This window comes from Streptomyces sp. Y309, from assembly GCF_056712025.1.
Window position 1 is genome coordinate 819937 of the sequence record NZ_CM160048.1, and the last position, 15095, is coordinate 835031.

The window sequence follows — 15095 nt, forward strand, 5'->3', positions numbered from 1 at the left end:
TTGCAGAATCAGCAAGCCGATATGTCAATCCGGCACCCGATGCTCGGGGCTGGGCACTCGGCGCTCGGCTCGCGGTGCTCGGCGTTCGGCACCCTCGACGCGGAACCGGGGGCGCCGACTGCCGACGCCCCCGCGTCACCCCTTCACCTTTGCGCACCGGCGGGCTATCGAAGCACCCATGACGACCGACGGCACCGGGCAGCACCCCACCCCCACCGAGACGCACCCGGGCAGCACGCCCCCCGCGCCTCCTCCCGGCCTGCCCGCCCCGCCCCCACTGGGCGCGACGGCCCTCCCGCCCGGCACGTACGACGGCACCGTCGTCCTGGTCACCGGCGGCGGCAGCGGCCTCGGCCTGGCGATCGCGGCCGAATTCGCCCGCCTGGGCGCGGACTTGGTGATCGCGAGCCGGAACGAACCACGCCTGACGGCGGCGCGCGCCGAGCTTGCGGGGCTGGGCGGCCGGGTGGCGACGGCGGTGTGCGACATCCGCGACCCCGATCGCGTGGCCGCCGCCTTCGACGCCGCCGAATCCGCGTACGGCCTGCCCGCCGTCCTGGTGAACAACGCGGCGGCGAACTTCCCCGTGCCCGCGGAGGAGATGTCCCCCAACGCCTGGCGTGCGGTCGTCGACGCGACGCTGACCGGCACGTTCTTCATGACCCGGGAGTTCGCCCGCCGCCACCTTGCCGCGGGCACGCCCGCCTCGGTCATCAACATCGGCGCGTCGTACGCCTGGACGGGCGGCCCGGGTTTCGCGCACAGCGCGGCGGCGAAGGCGGGCGTGAAGAGCCTCGTCGAGACGCTCGCGGTGGAGTGGGGCCCGTACGGAATCCAGGTCAACGGCCTGGTACCGGGCCTGATGCCGCACGAGGACATGACGCGGGACATCCGCGCGGCCCTGAGCGACGCGGACCCCCTGACCGACGCGAACGCCCCCGCCCCCCGCACCTCACCGCCCTTGGCCACCCGCCAACCCGCCCTCCGCGTGGGCGCCCCACGCGAACTCGGCTGGGCGGCGACGTTCCTGGCCTCTCCTTACGCCCGCTTCATCACGGGCCACACCCTGGTGGTGGACGGCGCGAACTGGCAGCGGCGGTCCTTGGTGAACCCACCGGTGGTGTCGGTGCGGGAGCAGTTGGGCCGGGGCGGCTCACCTTCGCCGCCCGGCGCACTCACTTCCCCTCGAACTCCCCCGCCCGCCCCGCCCCCTTGGCCGTGAACCCCTCCCCCACGTCCTCCGAGTTCAGCGTGATCGCCGCGGTCATCGCCACGCGGTCGAGGGTGCGGTCGAGGGCCGCGTCGGCGTAGGTGTCGATGTTGCGTTTGATGGCGCGCACGGCGAGCGGGGCGTTCGTGGCGATCTCGGTGGCCACCGCTCGTGCGGTCGCGTCCAAGTCGGCGCGGGGTACGACGAGTTGGGCCAGGCGCAGGCGTTCCGCCGTGGTGGCGTCGATGCGGCGGCCCGTGAGCGCGAGGAACTTGGCCCAGCCCGCGCCCGCCTCGCGGGCCACGCGCAGGTCGCCGCCCGCGTCGACGGCGACGCCGAGTTGCGCCTCGGGCAGCGCGAACTCGGCGTCGTCCGCGGCGATCCGGACGTCCGCCATGAGGGCGAGTTCGAAGCCGAAGCCCAGGCAGTGGCCCTGGACGGCGGCGACGATCGGCTGCGGCAGACCCGCGAAGGCGCGGAAGCGCTCGTGGGCCCAGCGGATGCCCTCGTAGTAGTGGTGGGTGCGTTCCGCGCCCGAGCGGCCGGTGATGGCGCCGCCGGGCGCGGAGATGTCGATGCCCGCACAGAACGACCGGCCCTCCGCGCGCAGCAGGACCGCGCGGACGGAGTCGTCGAAGCGGATCCGGTCGGCGTACAGGCCGAGTTGGCGGGTCGACTCCCAGCTCCAGGCGTTGAGCCGGGCGGGCCGGCAGAGGGTGAGGATGCCGACGCCGTCCTCGACGTCGAGGCGAAGGCGGCGCTCCGCACCCTCCGGGATGTCCGTGCTGACGGTGTCGATCACCCGGTCCGCCCCTCTTCCCGCGCCGCGCCGACGGTACGTACCTGACGTACCGTCAGCCTACGGGTGGCGGCTCACCGGATGAAGACCCCGGATCAGCGGCCGAAGACCTCGAACGCCACCGCGGGCTTCCCGCCGAAGCGCGGCGCGAGTTGCTCGGCGAAGCCGCTGAGGAAGGTGCGGCAGTACTTCTCGGGGTCCTCGTCGGTGAGGACTTCGAGGTACGCGCGGTGTTCGAGCAGGGACTGGATGGCGCGCTCCATGCCGGGCGTCGCGTCCACCGCGTGGGTCGGCCGGTCCGTGCCCGCGATGGCGACCCAGCGCACCCCGTTCCACGGTTCGAGACCCTGCTCGGTCAGCTCGGGGAAGATCCAGCGGTTGCCCGCGTCGGACGCGGCGTCCAGTGTGGCCCGGCCGACGGCGACGTGGTCCGGGGTGTTCCAGGCGACGCCGCCCCAGGTGTCACGGTGGTTGAGGGTGATGACCAGCTCGGGCCGGTGCCTGCGGATGGCGGCGGCGATGTCGCGGCGCAGCGCCGTGCCGTACTCGATGACGCCGTCGGCGTGGTCGAGGAACTCGACGGTGTCCACGCCGACGACGGCGGCGCTCGCCCGCTGCTCCCGCTCGCGCAGCGGCCCCGCCTCGGCGGGTGCCATGGTGTCGATGCCGGCCTCGCCGCGCGTCGCGAGCAGGTACGCCACCTCGCGCCCGGCGTCGGTCCACGCGGCGATCGCTCCGGAGCAGCCGTACTCCAGGTCGTCCGGGTGGGCGACGACGGCGAGGGCCCGCTGCCAGTCCTCGGGCATGGGGGTGAGCTGCGCGGGCTCTGCGGAACTGTTCTGCTGGTCGGTCATGGGCGGCAGCCTATCCGTGGGCACCCCGCCCACGAACAGGCGTACGTACGGGAACAGCGGGACCGGGAGCATACGGCAACAGCGGGACCGGGAGCCGGGAAGCGTCAGGCCTCGCCGCGCACCAGGCCGAGCAGCCGGTCGAGCACCTTCGCGCCGCTCACCCGCAGCCCGTCGTGCTCGTACTCGTCCGTGATCCAGGTGCGCAGCCCCCGGATGGTGCGGGCGGTTCGCAGGGAGTGCTCGGTGTCGACGAACAGGTCGTCGTGGTAGACGGCCGCCGCCACGGGGACGTCGTTCGCGGCGAGGCGCGCGGGGTCGTACAGCGGGGCCCAGTCGGTGCGTCCGGCGAGGAGGTCGGCGGTCTCGCGCAGGGGGCGCAGGGCGGGGTCGGAGTCGAACATCCAGCGCTGCACGGCCTCGCCGGTGAACAGCAGCGGGGCGCCGTTCGCGAGGCTCTTGCCCGCGTCGAAGCCCGGGAAGTCGGCGCGCACCCGCTCGGCGGACCAGGCGGTGGGGCGCCCGCCCTGCCCGTAGCACGCCTCGTGCAGCAGGGCGTACAGCGGCGCGGCCGCGTACGAGAGGAGCCCGAGCACGGCTTCCTGGAAGGCGTCCGACAGGGTGTGGCCCGCCGGAGTGCGCACGAAGGCGTCCTCCAGGAGGTAGTGCAGGCGGTGGCTGCCGTCGCCGGTGCCGAGCAGGATGCCGAGGGACTGGAACGCCTCGACGGTGAGGCGGTAGCCGCCGGGCAGTATGGGCTCGTGCTCGGCGACGTACTCGGCGATGCGGCGGGCCCGCTCGGCGTCCATCGGGTAACGCGCGTAGTGCGCGAGGGACTTGCGCTCCATGCGCGGGTACGCGGCGCGGTAGACGTCGTCCGCGTGCCCGTCCAGTGTCGGCAGGCCGCCGGTGATCAGCGCCGCCCGCAGCCCCTCGGGCGCGGCCGACAGATAGTGCGTGGCGCAGAAGCCGCCGAAGCTCTGGCCGAGGACCGTCCACGGCGCGCCGCCGGTCACCTCCGGACGGATCGTCTCGCAGTCGCGCACGATCGCGTCGGCGCGGAAGTGCGCCAGGTAGTCGGCCTGTTCGCGCGGTCCGCCGCGCAGCGGCAGCGTCTGCCGGTTGGCCGGGGTGGAGCTGCCGGTGCCGCGTTGGTCGAGCAGCAGCACCCGGTAGTCGCGCAGGGCGCGGCCCAGCCACGCCTGCTTGCCGCTGAATCGGTTGGCGCCGAAGCCGGGCCCGCCCTGGAGGTACACCAGCCACGGCAGCTCGGCGTCCTCGCGCCCCGCCGCGACGCACTCCCGCGCGAACACCTCGATCCGCTCACCCGTCGGGTGGTCGTGATCGAGCGGCACGGTGAACCTGCGGTCGGTGAGGACGACTCCGGGCTGGCGGTAAGTGACGGTCAAGAGGACTCCTGAGCGTATGCGACAACGTGTGCGACAGATGCGTGGGCAACGTATCGCAACGCCTGGGTGCACGCGTACGCTGCGATCGTCCGATGACCAAGGAGGAGGAAGCGGGATGCGCGTCGCTCTGTTCCTGACGTGTGTCAACGACACGCTCTATCCCGACACGGGCCGAGCCGTGGTGAAACTCCTGACCAGGTTGGGTGTCGACGTGGACTTCCCGGCGGCGCAGACCTGTTGCGGGCAGGCCCACTTCAACACCGGCTACCGACATCAGGCCGAGCCGCTCGCCCGGTATTTCTCCGATGTCTTCGGGGAGTACGAGGCCATCGTGACGCCCTCCGGATCCTGCGGGGCGATGGTGCGGGAGCTGTATCCGCGGATGGGTGAGCGGGCCCGCGCGGAGGGCCGCGGCGACGGGCTCGCCCGCACTCTGGCCCCCGTGGTGCCGAAGACGTACGAACTGACGGAATTCCTGGTGGACGTGCTGGGTGTGACGGATGTGGGCGCCTACTACCCGCACACCGTGACGTACCACCCGACCTGCCACGGCCTGCGCTCCCTGGGCCTCGGGGACCGGCCGGCGCGGCTGCTCGCGGCGGTGCAGGGGCTCGACCTGGTGGAGCTGCCGGGGGCGACGGAGTGCTGCGGCTTCGGCGGCACGTTCGCGGTGAAGAACTCCGACGTATCGGCGGCGATGGGCGCGGACAAGGTGCGTCACGCCGAGTCGACCGGCGCGGAGGTGCTGTGCGCGGCGGACAACTCCTGCCTGATGCACCTGGGCGGCACGATGGCGCGGCTGCGGACGGCCATGCGGCCGGTGCACATCGCGGAGATCCTGGCGAGCACGGAAGAGGAGACCCGGGCATGAGCGCGACGGCGGAAGAGGAGACCCGGTCGTGAGCGGGACGTTCGTGGGGATGCCCGCCTTCCCGAAGGCGGCGCACGAGGCCGTCGGCAACGCGACGCTGCGGGCGAACCTGCGGCACGCCACCCACACCATCCGCGACAAGCGCGCGAAGGCGGTCGCCGAACTCGACGACTGGGCGCGGCTGCGCGAGGCGGGCAAGCAGATCAAGGACCATACGCTGCGCCATCTCGACCACTATCTGGTGCGGTTGGAGGAGTCGGTCACCGCGGCGGGCGGCACCGTCCACTGGGCCGCCGACGCCGACGAGGCGAACCGGATCGTCACCGGGCTCGTCAAGGACACCGGCGAGTCCGAAGTCGTCAAGGTCAAGTCGATGGCCACGCAGGAGATCGGGCTCAACGAAGCCCTGGAGGCCGCGGGCATCCGCGCCTACGAGACCGACCTCGCCGAACTCATCGTGCAGCTCGGCGAGGACCGCCCCTCGCACATCCTCGTCCCCGCCATCCACCGCAACCGCGGTGAGATCCGCGACATCTTCGCGCGGGAGATGGCGCGTTGGGGCCGCCCCGCCCCCGAGAACCTCACGGACACGCCCGCCGAACTGGCCGAGGCCGCCCGGCTGCACCTGCGGGAGAAGTTCCTGCGCGCCAAGGTCGGCGTCTCGGGGGCGAACTTCATGGTCGCCGAGACCGGCACCCTGGTGGTCGTGGAGTCCGAGGGCAACGGCCGCATGTGCCTGACGCTGCCGGAGACGCTGATCTCCGTCGTCGGCATCGAGAAGATCGTGCCGACCTGGCGCGACCTGGAGGTCTTCCTCCAGACCCTGCCGCGCTCCTCGACCGCCGAGCGCATGAACCCGTACACGTCGATGTGGACCGGCACCACCGACACCGACGGGCCGAGCACCTTCCACCTCGTCCTGCTGGACAACGGCCGCACCGACACCCTCGCCGACGACGTCGGCCGCCAGGCCCTGCGCTGCATCCGCTGCTCGGCCTGCCTGAACGTGTGCCCCGTCTACGAGCGGGCGGGCGGACACGCCTACGGCTCGGTCTACCCCGGGCCCATCGGCGCCATCCTCAGCCCTCAACTGCGCGGCACGGCCAGCGAGATCGACGCCTCCCTCCCCTACGCGTCCAGCCTCTGCGGCGCCTGCTACGAGGTGTGCCCGGTCGCCATCGACATCCCCGAAGTCCTCGTCCACCTGCGCGAACGCGTCGTCCAGGGCGGCGAGTTCACCCGCCACGGCGCGAAGGTGACCCTCAAGCCCGCGCAGGGACACGCGGCCGAGCGGGCCGCGATGCGCGCGGCCGGCATGGTGTTCGCCAGGCCCGGACTGCTGCGGGCCGGTCAGCGGCTCGCCGCCCGCACCCGCCGGGTGCATCCGCGTACGCTGCCGGGGCCCGGCCGGGCGTGGAGCGCGACCCGGGACCTGCCGAAGGTCCCCGGCGAATCGTTCCGGGACTGGTGGCAGCGCACCCGCGGCGGACAGGAGGACGGCGCATGACCAGCCGGGACATCGTCCTCGGACGCGTACGGCGCGCGCTCGGCGATTCGGCGGGCCGGGCCCCGGAGCCGTACGAGCAGGCCGTCGACCGGAGCTACCTGCGCGAGCACGGCGCGCGCACCACCGAGCAGACCGTCGACCTGCTCGCCGAGAACCTGGCCGACTACCGGGCGCTCGTGCACCGCACGGACCGCGAGGAACTGCCGATGCTGCTGACGCGGCTGCTGGCCGCGAGCGGCGCCCGCACCGTCCTCGTCCCGCCCGCCCTGCCGCCGGGGTGGCTGGCCGCCGCCGATCCGGTCCGCGTCCACGACCGGGCCGCGAGCACCGCCGCCGAGCTGGACGAGGCCGACGCCGTCGTCACCGGTTGCGCCGTGGCGATCGCGGAGACCGGCACCCTCGTCCTCGACGGCTCCCCCGACCAGGGACGCCGCCGCATCACCCTCGTCCCCGACCACCACATCTGCGTCGTCCGCGTACCCGACCAGGTCGTCTCCTCCGTACCGCAGGCCCTCGAACGGCTCGACCCGGCGCGTCCCCTCACCTGGATCTCCGGTCCTTCCGCGACCAGCGACATCGAACTCGACCGGGTCGAGGGCGTGCACGGGCCGCGCACCCTGGAGGTCGTCCTGGTGACCGGGCCCGGCTGAGCGGGTGCGGCAGGTCCGGCGTGCGGCCGGGTGCAGCGTATGCGGGGATGATCACGCGCGGTTAGCGTGAGGGAATGATCCGGTTCGAGCAGGTGACCAAGCGCTACCCGGACGGCACGACGGCCGTGGACGACCTCTCCTTCGAGGTCGCCGAGGGAGAGCTGGTCACGCTCGTCGGCCCGTCCGGCTGCGGCAAGACGACCACGATGATGATGGTGAACCGGCTGATCGAGCCGACGTCGGGCCATATCTACGTCAACGGCGAGGACATCGCGGGCGTCGACCCGGTGCGGCTGCGCCGCCGCATCGGTTACGTCATCCAGCAGGTCGGCCTCTTCCCGCACCGCACCGTCCTCGACAACACGGCCACCGTGCCCGCGCTCGTCGGCTGGAAGCGGGCCAAGGCGCGGGCGCGCGCCGCCGAGCTGCTCGACCTTGTGGGGCTCGACCCGAAGACGTACGGGTCCCGCTACCCGGAGCAGCTCTCCGGCGGGCAGCGCCAGCGCGTCGGCGTGGCCCGCGCGCTCGCCGCCGATCCGCCGGTGCTCCTGATGGACGAGCCGTTCGGCGCCGTCGACCCGGTCGTGCGGGAGCGGCTGCAGAACGAGTTCCTGAACCTCCAGCAGACCGTGCGCAAGACCGTCCTGATGGTCACGCACGACATCGAGGAGGCCGTGCGGCTCGGCGACCGGGTCGCGGTGTACGGCGAGGGGCGCATCGAGCAGTTCGACACCCCGGGCGCGGTCCTTGGCACGCCCGCGACGCCGTACGTGGCGGAGTTCGTGGGCGCCGACCGGGGCCTGAAGCGGCTCTCGGTCACCGAGATCGAGGCCGACGACCTGGAGCAGCCGCCCGTCGCCCGCCTCGACGAGCCCGCCGCGCAGGCCGCGGCCCGGCTCCGCGCGGACGACGCCCGCTGGGCGATGGTCCTGGACACCGACGGGGACCTGCACGGCTGGGTCGGCGTCGACGAGGTCGCGCTCGCCGACGACGGGGCCACGGTCGGCGACCTGGCGCACCGCATGAACGCCTGGGTCCCCGTCGGCACCCCGCTGAAGCAGGCCTTCGGCATGATGCTCCAGCACGACGCGGGCTGGGTCGCCGTCGTGGACGGCGCCCGCTTCGTCGGCGTCCTCACCCCGGCGAAGCTGCACGAGGCGCTGCGGCGGTCGGTGGACGCGGATGCCCACGGTGTGGGGCGGGGGGAGGTGGAGTTCGACTCGGTTTCCGACGCGTAGCGCCTCTCCGGCGCGGGGCGCCTCTCCGGCGCGGGGTGACGGGGGTTTTGGCTGCGCCATGACTGGGGTGGTTTGGCACCGCCGGGGCGGTGCGCGGGGGTTGCTCGCCGTTGCGGCGGAGAAGAAACCCCGGCTCGGGACAGAGCCCACTGCGGCCGGGTGGGTTCAGGTGCTGTGGGCCAGGAGGTAGGCGCGGCGGGTTTGGGCCTCGGTGGGTAGCGGTTCGCGTTCCAGGCGGGCCTCCACGGTGAAGCCCGCCTCTTCCAGGAGTTCGGCGATGTCCGCGACAGCGAGGAAGCGGAAGTCGAGGTCGACGTCGTGCCCCCACCACTCGTCCAGGTGCCGGATCTCCGTGCCGATGTGGAACGACAGGAGCAGCAGCCCCGAGGGGCGCAGCACCCGCCGCGCCTCCGCGAACGCCGGGAGCAGTTCGTGCGGGTCGAGGTGGATGATCGTGTAGAGGGCGACGGCCGCGGCGAACTCCCCGTCCTCGGCGGGCAGATGCAGAAGGTCGCCCTCGCGGAACTCCACCCCCGGATACCGGCGGCGGCCCGTCGCGACCATCCCCGCCGACAGGTCGACACCGACAGCGCGCACGCCGAGCCCGGTGAGGTGGGCCGCCACATGCCCGGGGCCGCAGCCGAGGTCGGCGACGGGCGCACCCGGTCCCGCCCGTTCCACCAGGCAGGACAGGAGCGCGCGTTCGAGCGGCTTGGCGTCGAGTTCGTCGTGCAACCGCTGCGCGTACTCGTCGGCGACGGTGTCGTAGCTGCGCCGGACGGCGTCGTGAGGGGCGCCGTGATCCCCGTGTTCGGCGACGTGCTCGGCGTCGCTCACCTGATCGGCCATGGCGGGCAGCATGGCATCCGCCGCGACCCGTGCCTACAGCAGCCCCTTGTCCTCCAGGTACTCGCGCGCGACGTCCTCGGGGAGCCTGCGCCAGCTGTCCACCCGGCGGTTGAGGTCGGCCAGGTCCGCCGTCGTCAGGACCGAGTTGAGGCGGGCCAGGGCGTGGGCGACGCCTTCGCTGCCCGCGCGGGAGCGGTTGACGACCGGGACGATGTAGTCGGCGTTCTGCAGGTGCTTGTCGTCGGCCAGGAGCACGAGGCCGAACTCGTCGAGCGTGGCGTCCGTCGTGGTGGTGAGGACCATCTGGTCCTGGCCTCGCTGCACGGCCTGCTTGGCCTGCGTGGTGCCGACGCCCTTGGGATCGACTCCGGTGACGTCGATGCCGTAGACCTTCTTCAGGCCCGGCTCGCAGTAGGGGCGCTGTACGCATTCGTCGCCCGCGGCGAGCCGCACCTTCAGGCCGGACTTGCCGAGGTCGCTGAGGGTTTTCAGGTGGTGCCTGCGGGCGTACGGGGTGGCGACCGCGAACGCGTTCTGGTCCACGGCCCTGCCCGGATCGAGGACGGTCAGGCCGCGCGGCGCGGCCAGCTTCCGCAGGGCCTTCATGGTGGCGTCGAGGTCGGGCGAGCCGACGGGCTTCGCGTCGGCGCCGTTGGCCTTGGCGTTGAGCCAGTCCGCGAACGTGGCCGCGTACTCGGGCACGACGTCGATCTGCCCGGACTCCAGGGCGGGTTCGTACAGTTCGCGGTTGGCGACGGACAGGATCTCGGTGCCGTACCCGGCCTTGTCCAGGAGCAGCGCGTACATCTGCGCGAGCAGGTCGCTCTCCGTGAAGCCGGCGGAGCCGATGACGAGGTGCTTGCTGTCGCCGGGCGGCTCGGTGACCTCGCCCCGGTTCTCCAGGGACGGGCCGGAGTCGCAGCCGGCAGCGAGCAGGGCGGCGGCCGCGACCAGCACCCCGCACCGGGTGCGCCGGCTCCTCCGGCGCACGGTGCTCGCCGTGTTCGCCGCGCTCGCCGTGCTCACCCCGGTCGGTCCGCCCGCCCCGGTCACCCCAGTCACTCCGCTCACCCCTTCCCCACCTTGCGCGCCCACCCGGGCGCCAGCCGCTCGACGGCCTCGAAGACGCCCTCGACCAGGAGGGCGAACACGGCGACGAGCACGGCGCCCGCCACCACCTGCGGCGTGCTGGCCAGGTTGAAGCCCGCCGTGATGATGCGGCCGAGCCCGCCACCGCCCGCGAGGGCCGCGATGGTGGCGGTGGCGACGAGCTGCACGGCGGCGATGCGCACCCCGCTCATGATCAGCGGCAGCGCGAGCGGTGCCTCGACCCGCCACAGCATCTGACGCCCCGTCATGCCCATCCCGCGCGCGGCCTGCACGACGCTGCGGTCGACGCCGCGCATGCCGACGTACGCGTTGGTGAGCAGCGGCGGCACGGCGAACAGCACCAGGGCGACGACGGTGGGGCCGTCGCCCCACTTCCCGAGCGGGGTGAGGAGCAGCAGGACGAGCACCGCGAAGGTCGGCACGGCGCGCCCGATGTTGGAGATGTTCACGGCGAGCGCGCCCCCCTTGCCGAGATGGCCGAGCACGAGCGCGACGGGCAGCGCGATGAGGCAGCTGATCAGCAGGCAGACGACCGTCAGAACGAGATGCTGGGTCAGCCGGTGCCAGACGCCGTCGTCGCCCGCCCAGTGCGCGGAGTCGGCGAGCCAGTCCCAGGCGTCGGTCAGGGTCTTCATCCGCGGGCCGCCCTCGTCCAGGGCGTGAGCAGCCGCTGTACGCCGAGCAGCAGCAGGTCGGCGAGGACGGCGATGACCACGCAGAGCACGGAGGCGGTGAGGACCTGGGCCTTGAAGTAGGTGTTCATGCCGGCGTAGATGAGGTTGCCGAGGCCGCCGAAGCCGACGATCGCGCCGACGGTGGCCAGCGAGACCGCCGAGACGGTGGCGATGCGCAGGCCCGCCATGGCGGCGGGCAGGGCGAGCGGCAGTTCGACGGTCAGGAGCAGCCGGATGGGGCCGTAGCCCATGCCGCGCGCGGCCTGCCGGGTCTCCTCCGGCACGGCGCGCAGCCCGGCCAGGATGTTCCGGACGAGCAGCGTCAGCGAGTACAGGACCAGGCCCGCGACGACCAGCGTCGACGACAGGCCGTACACCGGAAGCAGCAGCGAGAACATCGCGAGCGACGGGATCGTGTAGAGGACGGTGGTGACCGCGAGCACCGGTCCCGCGGCGAGCCCCCAGCGGCGGGCGAGGACGGCCAGCGGCAGGGCGACGACGAGCGCGATCAGGACGGAGAGCGCGGTCAGCTCCAGGTGCTGCAGCACGGCGTCGACGAGGATCTCGCGGCGCGTGCTCAGATACTCACCGCAGATCCACTCGTTGCGCGCGAGGCAGTCGTCCGGGGGCGCGGTCACCTGTCCATTCCAGCGGGGCGCACGGGGTGCGGCACGTCGTACTGGACCGTACGGGGTGGGGCGCCGCGCGCCGCGTGGCCACTGCTCGCGGAGGTCGCCACAAGGGGGCGGAATTCAGTCGTCCCCTTAAGCGGAATACAGGAATACAGGAATACAGGAATGCCTCAACCCTTGACCCTTGCACGGGTGCGCAGGGCCGTCAAGCGTTCGACCGAGTTTGCGCGCCCGTCCCGTCGACGGGACAGACAACAGGCGCCCGACGTGCTGTTTCGGTCGATCGACTGGAATCGGTTCACTATAGTGGCCAACCGGCATTGCATGACTTCTGCATCACGTCACAAAGCCGCTTCGGCACATCGATGACCTTGAAGAAACCTTAAGAACCACCGTATGCATAATTGCCGCATCAGATTCCTTGGGGGGATCTCGCCGCGGGCTCGACCGTAACAAGCCGGAACGTGCGGCAGATATCGACGCGCTTTCGCCGGACCGAGCCGAACGCGTCCCCATCAAGTGTCGGAAACCGCGGAATTCACGAGTCAGGCTGCTCCAGCGCCAGCGGGCTTGTCGCGGGCAATGAACGCGAAGGGAAAGAGTGATATGTCCGAGGGCATCCGCAGTTCCGATGCGTTGACTCACACCAACGACAACGGCGCCGGCCTGCTCGACCGCGGTCAGCACGGTGCCGAGGCCGACGAAAGGATCAGGTTGCGCGACCGGCTCACCGAGGCTGACCTCGCCGAACAACAGCGATACTGGCTCGACCAGCTCGACGACCTTCCGGTGTTGCGGCTCCCGGCCGACCGGCCACGGCCGGCCGTGCCCAGCACGGCGCTCACGCAGGTCGAATTCCGGGTGCCGACGGATGCCGTCGACAAGATGAATGCCCTGGCGGACAAAGTCGGCGGGACACTGTTCACCGTCCTCCTCTCCGCATCCCAGGCGCTCTTCTCCCATTACGGCAGGCAGCAGGACATCCCTCTGGCCACGGTGGCGACCGGCCGGGTGCCCGACGGATCAGACGACCGTTTCGCCAATGTCGTCGTCCTGCGGTCGACCATCCAGCCGGACGGCCCGTTCACGCGGTTGATCGAGCAGAACGTCCAGGTCGTCGAGGACGCGATGGCCAACGCGGACCTGCCCTTCTCCGGGCTTGCGGACGCGCTGACGCCCCAAGGCACCGATCGCGCCGCTCCCCTGGCCCAGGTACTGCTGATCCTGCGCGACACCGACGCGACGGAGACACCTCATCCGTTCGACCTCACGGTCGACTGCCGGCTGACCGACACGGGCGAGCTCGTCGGCACCTTCGGCTACGACCCGGGACTGTTCGAGGCGGCCACCATTCAGCGGCTGGCCCGGCACTTGGTGGTGCTGCTGACCGCCGCCGTGCAGGATCCGGCGAGGCCGGTGGGTGACCTTCCCCTCCTGGACAAGGAGGAACGGCACACACTTCTGAGCGAATGGGGCGTCAACCAGGTCGAGTTGCAGGAATGGCCGTGCGTGCACGAGCAGGTCGGCAGGCGCGCCCAGTCGGAGCCCGACACGGTCGCGATCGTCAGCGCCACGGACACGATGACGTACGGGCAGCTGGACACCGCGGCCAACCGACTCGCCAACCTGTTGGTGTCTTCCGGGGTTGAGCGGGGCGACATCGTCGCCGTGTGTCTCCCGCGCGGCCCGGGTCTTGTCACCGCCCTGCTTGCCGTCCTCCGCGCCGGCGGCACCTACCTGCCGCTGGACCCCCGGTACCCGACCGACCGGCTGGGCTTCATGCTCGGGGACGCCGACGTATCGGTGTGCGTCACCGAAAGCGCGCTGGTCGAGAAGTTGCGTGAGGCGACCGACGCCGACTTCATCTCGGTCGACGAACAGGAACAGAACCTGGCCGCCCAGCCCTCGGTGGCGCCGGCCGTCCCGGTCTCCGGGCGTGACGGGGCGTACGTGATCTACACCTCGGGCTCGACCGGCCGCCCGAAGGGGACGGTGGTCGAGCACCGTTCGATCACCAGGCTGCTCTCCAAGGCCGACTACATCCCGCTGCGGTCCGAGGACGTCGTCGCCCAGGGTGCCGACGCGACGTTCGACGCGGCGACCTTCGAGATCTGGGCACCGTTGGTCGCGGGCGCCCGGATGGTCGTCATCGACAAGGACACGATGCTCGACCCGACGGCGCTGATAGGCGCCCTGACTCGGCATCACATCACCACGCTCGTGCTCACCACGGCGGTGTTCAACCAGGTTGTCGCGGTGCAGCCCGATGCGTTCAAGACGCTGCGTCACCTGCTGTTCGGTGGTGAGGCAGTCAATCCGGACCGAGTGGCGCAGGCGTTGGCGGCGGGTCCGCCGGAGCGCCTGATCCACTGCTACGGCCCCACTGAGACGACATCCTTCGCCACCTGGCACCTGGTGGAGCAGATCGACGAGCACCGCACGATACCCATCGGCCGTCCGGTCGTGAACACGAGCGTGTACGTGCTCGACGAACGGATGAGCCCGGTACCCGCGGGTGTGGTCGGTGAGCTGTTCATCGGCGGGCCCGGGGTCGCGCGGGGTTACCTGGCCCGTCCGGGTCTCACCTCGGAACGCTTCCTGCCCGACATCTTCGGCGCAGCTCCGGGAGACCGGCTCTACCGCACCGGTGACCTGGTGCGATGGTCGCCGGAGGGCGCGCTGGAGTACGTCGGCCGGGTGGACCGTCAGGTCAAGGTCCGCGGCTTCCGGATCGAGCCGAACGAGATCGAGCTCGTGCTCCAGCAGCACCCGGACGTCGAAGCGGCGGTGGTGATCGCTCGCGACGACGGTGAGCACAAGCGCCTCGTCGGCTACGTCCAGCCCGAGCGGGACCGCCGGCCCGAGCCGGGCGCGCTGCGGGACTTCGTCGGGGAGCGGCTCCCGGAGTTCATGGTGCCCGCGGTCGTCATGCTGCTCGACGAGTTCCCGCTCACCCCGAGCGGCAAGGTCGACCGGGCCGCGTTGCCGGCCCCGGAGCTCACCGCCGACGCCGACGACTACGTCGCGCCGCGCACGGACGACGAGCGCGTGCTCGCCGAGATCTGGGCCGAGGTGCTCGAGATCGACCGCGTCGGGGTGACCGACAACTTCTACGAGATCGGCGGTGACTCCATCCTCGGGATCATGGTCGTCTCCAAGGCCCGCGCGGCGGGTGTGTCGGTCTCGGCCAAGGACCTGTTCCGTCTGCAGACCATCGCGGCGCTCAGCGACGAGGCGGCAGCGGACACCCCATCTGTTCACTGATTCCTGCTGATCTCATATCCACGGAGGGCGT

At 71.8% G+C, this 15095-nt stretch carries 13 protein-coding genes; 6 read left to right on the forward strand and 7 right to left on the reverse strand.

Annotation, left to right across the window (positions count from 1 at the left end):
* Positions 1-178 precede the first annotated feature (178 nt).
* Positions 179-1222: an SDR family oxidoreductase gene (locus AC0KTA_RS02865; RefSeq protein WP_481053479.1), complete on the forward strand. Its 1044-nt coding sequence runs from the start codon at positions 179-181 to the stop codon at positions 1220-1222.
* On the opposite strand, the gene AC0KTA_RS02870 is transcribed toward AC0KTA_RS02865, so the two are convergent.
* The 3 genes from AC0KTA_RS02870 to AC0KTA_RS02880 all read right to left on the reverse strand — a co-directional run bounded on the left by AC0KTA_RS02870 (position 1176) and on the right by AC0KTA_RS02880 (position 4269).
* The gene (locus AC0KTA_RS02870) at positions 1176-2012 is read right to left on the reverse strand and encodes an enoyl-CoA hydratase/isomerase family protein (protein ID WP_481053480.1); all 837 of its coding nucleotides are present in this window, start codon (positions 2010-2012) and stop codon (positions 1176-1178) included. The genes AC0KTA_RS02865 and AC0KTA_RS02870 overlap by 47 nt on opposite strands.
* Before the next feature lie 92 nt (positions 2013-2104).
* The gene (locus AC0KTA_RS02875) at positions 2105-2863 is read right to left on the reverse strand and encodes a PIG-L deacetylase family protein (RefSeq protein ID WP_481053481.1); all 759 of its coding nucleotides are present in this window, start codon (positions 2861-2863) and stop codon (positions 2105-2107) included.
* Positions 2864-2967: 104 nt separating this feature from the next.
* Positions 2968-4269 (reverse strand): alpha/beta fold hydrolase, encoded by a 1302-nt coding sequence (locus tag AC0KTA_RS02880; RefSeq protein ID WP_481053482.1) that lies wholly within the window; start codon positions 4267-4269, stop codon positions 2968-2970.
* A gap of 115 nt (positions 4270-4384) precedes the next feature.
* Here AC0KTA_RS02880 and AC0KTA_RS02885 point away from each other — a divergent pair, with 115 nt between their 5' ends.
* The 4 genes from AC0KTA_RS02885 to AC0KTA_RS02900 all read left to right on the forward strand — a co-directional run bounded on the left by AC0KTA_RS02885 (position 4385) and on the right by AC0KTA_RS02900 (position 8535).
* The gene (locus AC0KTA_RS02885; protein WP_481053483.1) at positions 4385-5140 is read left to right on the forward strand and encodes a (Fe-S)-binding protein; all 756 of its coding nucleotides are present in this window, start codon (positions 4385-4387) and stop codon (positions 5138-5140) included.
* 28 nt (positions 5141-5168) lie between these two features.
* Entirely contained in the window at positions 5169-6647 is a 1479-nt protein-coding gene (locus AC0KTA_RS02890) for a LutB/LldF family L-lactate oxidation iron-sulfur protein (RefSeq protein WP_481053484.1), read from the forward strand.
* Positions 6644-7297, forward strand: a complete 654-nt coding sequence (locus AC0KTA_RS02895) for a LutC/YkgG family protein (RefSeq protein ID WP_481053485.1) — start codon at positions 6644-6646, stop codon at positions 7295-7297. The genes AC0KTA_RS02890 and AC0KTA_RS02895 overlap by 4 nt, the downstream gene beginning before the upstream one ends.
* A gap of 74 nt (positions 7298-7371) precedes the next feature.
* Positions 7372-8535, forward strand: coding sequence for an ABC transporter ATP-binding protein (locus tag AC0KTA_RS02900; protein ID WP_481053486.1), 1164 nt, complete (start codon positions 7372-7374; stop codon positions 8533-8535).
* A 165-nt stretch (positions 8536-8700) separates the two neighbouring features.
* Here AC0KTA_RS02900 and AC0KTA_RS02905 read toward each other — a convergent pair whose 3' ends face one another.
* From AC0KTA_RS02905 to AC0KTA_RS02920, 4 genes are all read right to left on the reverse strand, one after another.
* Positions 8701-9384, reverse strand: coding sequence for a class I SAM-dependent DNA methyltransferase (locus tag AC0KTA_RS02905; RefSeq protein WP_481053487.1), 684 nt, complete (start codon positions 9382-9384; stop codon positions 8701-8703).
* 33 nt (positions 9385-9417) lie between these two features.
* Positions 9418-10338 carry an ABC transporter substrate-binding protein gene (locus AC0KTA_RS02910; protein ID WP_481056291.1) on the reverse strand — a complete coding sequence of 307 codons (921 nt, stop codon included), beginning with the start codon at positions 10336-10338 and terminating at the stop codon, positions 9418-9420.
* A gap of 113 nt (positions 10339-10451) precedes the next feature.
* The gene (locus AC0KTA_RS02915; RefSeq protein WP_481053488.1) at positions 10452-11129 is read right to left on the reverse strand and encodes an ABC transporter permease; all 678 of its coding nucleotides are present in this window, start codon (positions 11127-11129) and stop codon (positions 10452-10454) included.
* The gene (locus AC0KTA_RS02920) at positions 11126-11806 is read right to left on the reverse strand and encodes an ABC transporter permease (protein WP_481053489.1); all 681 of its coding nucleotides are present in this window, start codon (positions 11804-11806) and stop codon (positions 11126-11128) included. The genes AC0KTA_RS02915 and AC0KTA_RS02920 overlap by 4 nt, the downstream gene beginning before the upstream one ends.
* Before the next feature lie 600 nt (positions 11807-12406).
* On the opposite strand from AC0KTA_RS02920, the gene AC0KTA_RS02925 reads away from it, so the two are divergent.
* Positions 12407-15064: a non-ribosomal peptide synthetase gene (locus AC0KTA_RS02925; protein WP_481053490.1), complete on the forward strand. Its 2658-nt coding sequence runs from the start codon at positions 12407-12409 to the stop codon at positions 15062-15064.
* Positions 15065-15095: the final 31 nt, after the last annotated feature.

Bases quoted from the DNA above. Each gene is read 5' to 3' on its own strand.
- AC0KTA_RS02865 (WP_481053479.1), top strand. From the start codon at position 179: ATGACGACCGACGGCACCGGGCAGCACCCCACCCCCACCGAGACGCAC.
- AC0KTA_RS02875 (WP_481053481.1), bottom strand. From the start codon at position 2,863: ATGACCGACCAGCAGAACAGTTCCGCAGAGCCCGCGCAGCTCACCCCC.
- AC0KTA_RS02885 (WP_481053483.1), top strand. From the start codon at position 4,385: ATGCGCGTCGCTCTGTTCCTGACGTGTGTCAACGACACGCTCTATCCC.
- AC0KTA_RS02895 (WP_481053485.1), top strand. From the start codon at position 6,644: ATGACCAGCCGGGACATCGTCCTCGGACGCGTACGGCGCGCGCTCGGC.
- AC0KTA_RS02900 (WP_481053486.1), top strand. From the start codon at position 7,372: ATGATCCGGTTCGAGCAGGTGACCAAGCGCTACCCGGACGGCACGACG.
- AC0KTA_RS02905 (WP_481053487.1), bottom strand. From the start codon at position 9,384: ATGGCCGATCAGGTGAGCGACGCCGAGCACGTCGCCGAACACGGGGAT.
- AC0KTA_RS02915 (WP_481053488.1), bottom strand. From the start codon at position 11,129: ATGAAGACCCTGACCGACGCCTGGGACTGGCTCGCCGACTCCGCGCAC.
- AC0KTA_RS02925 (WP_481053490.1), top strand. From the start codon at position 12,407: ATGTCCGAGGGCATCCGCAGTTCCGATGCGTTGACTCACACCAACGAC.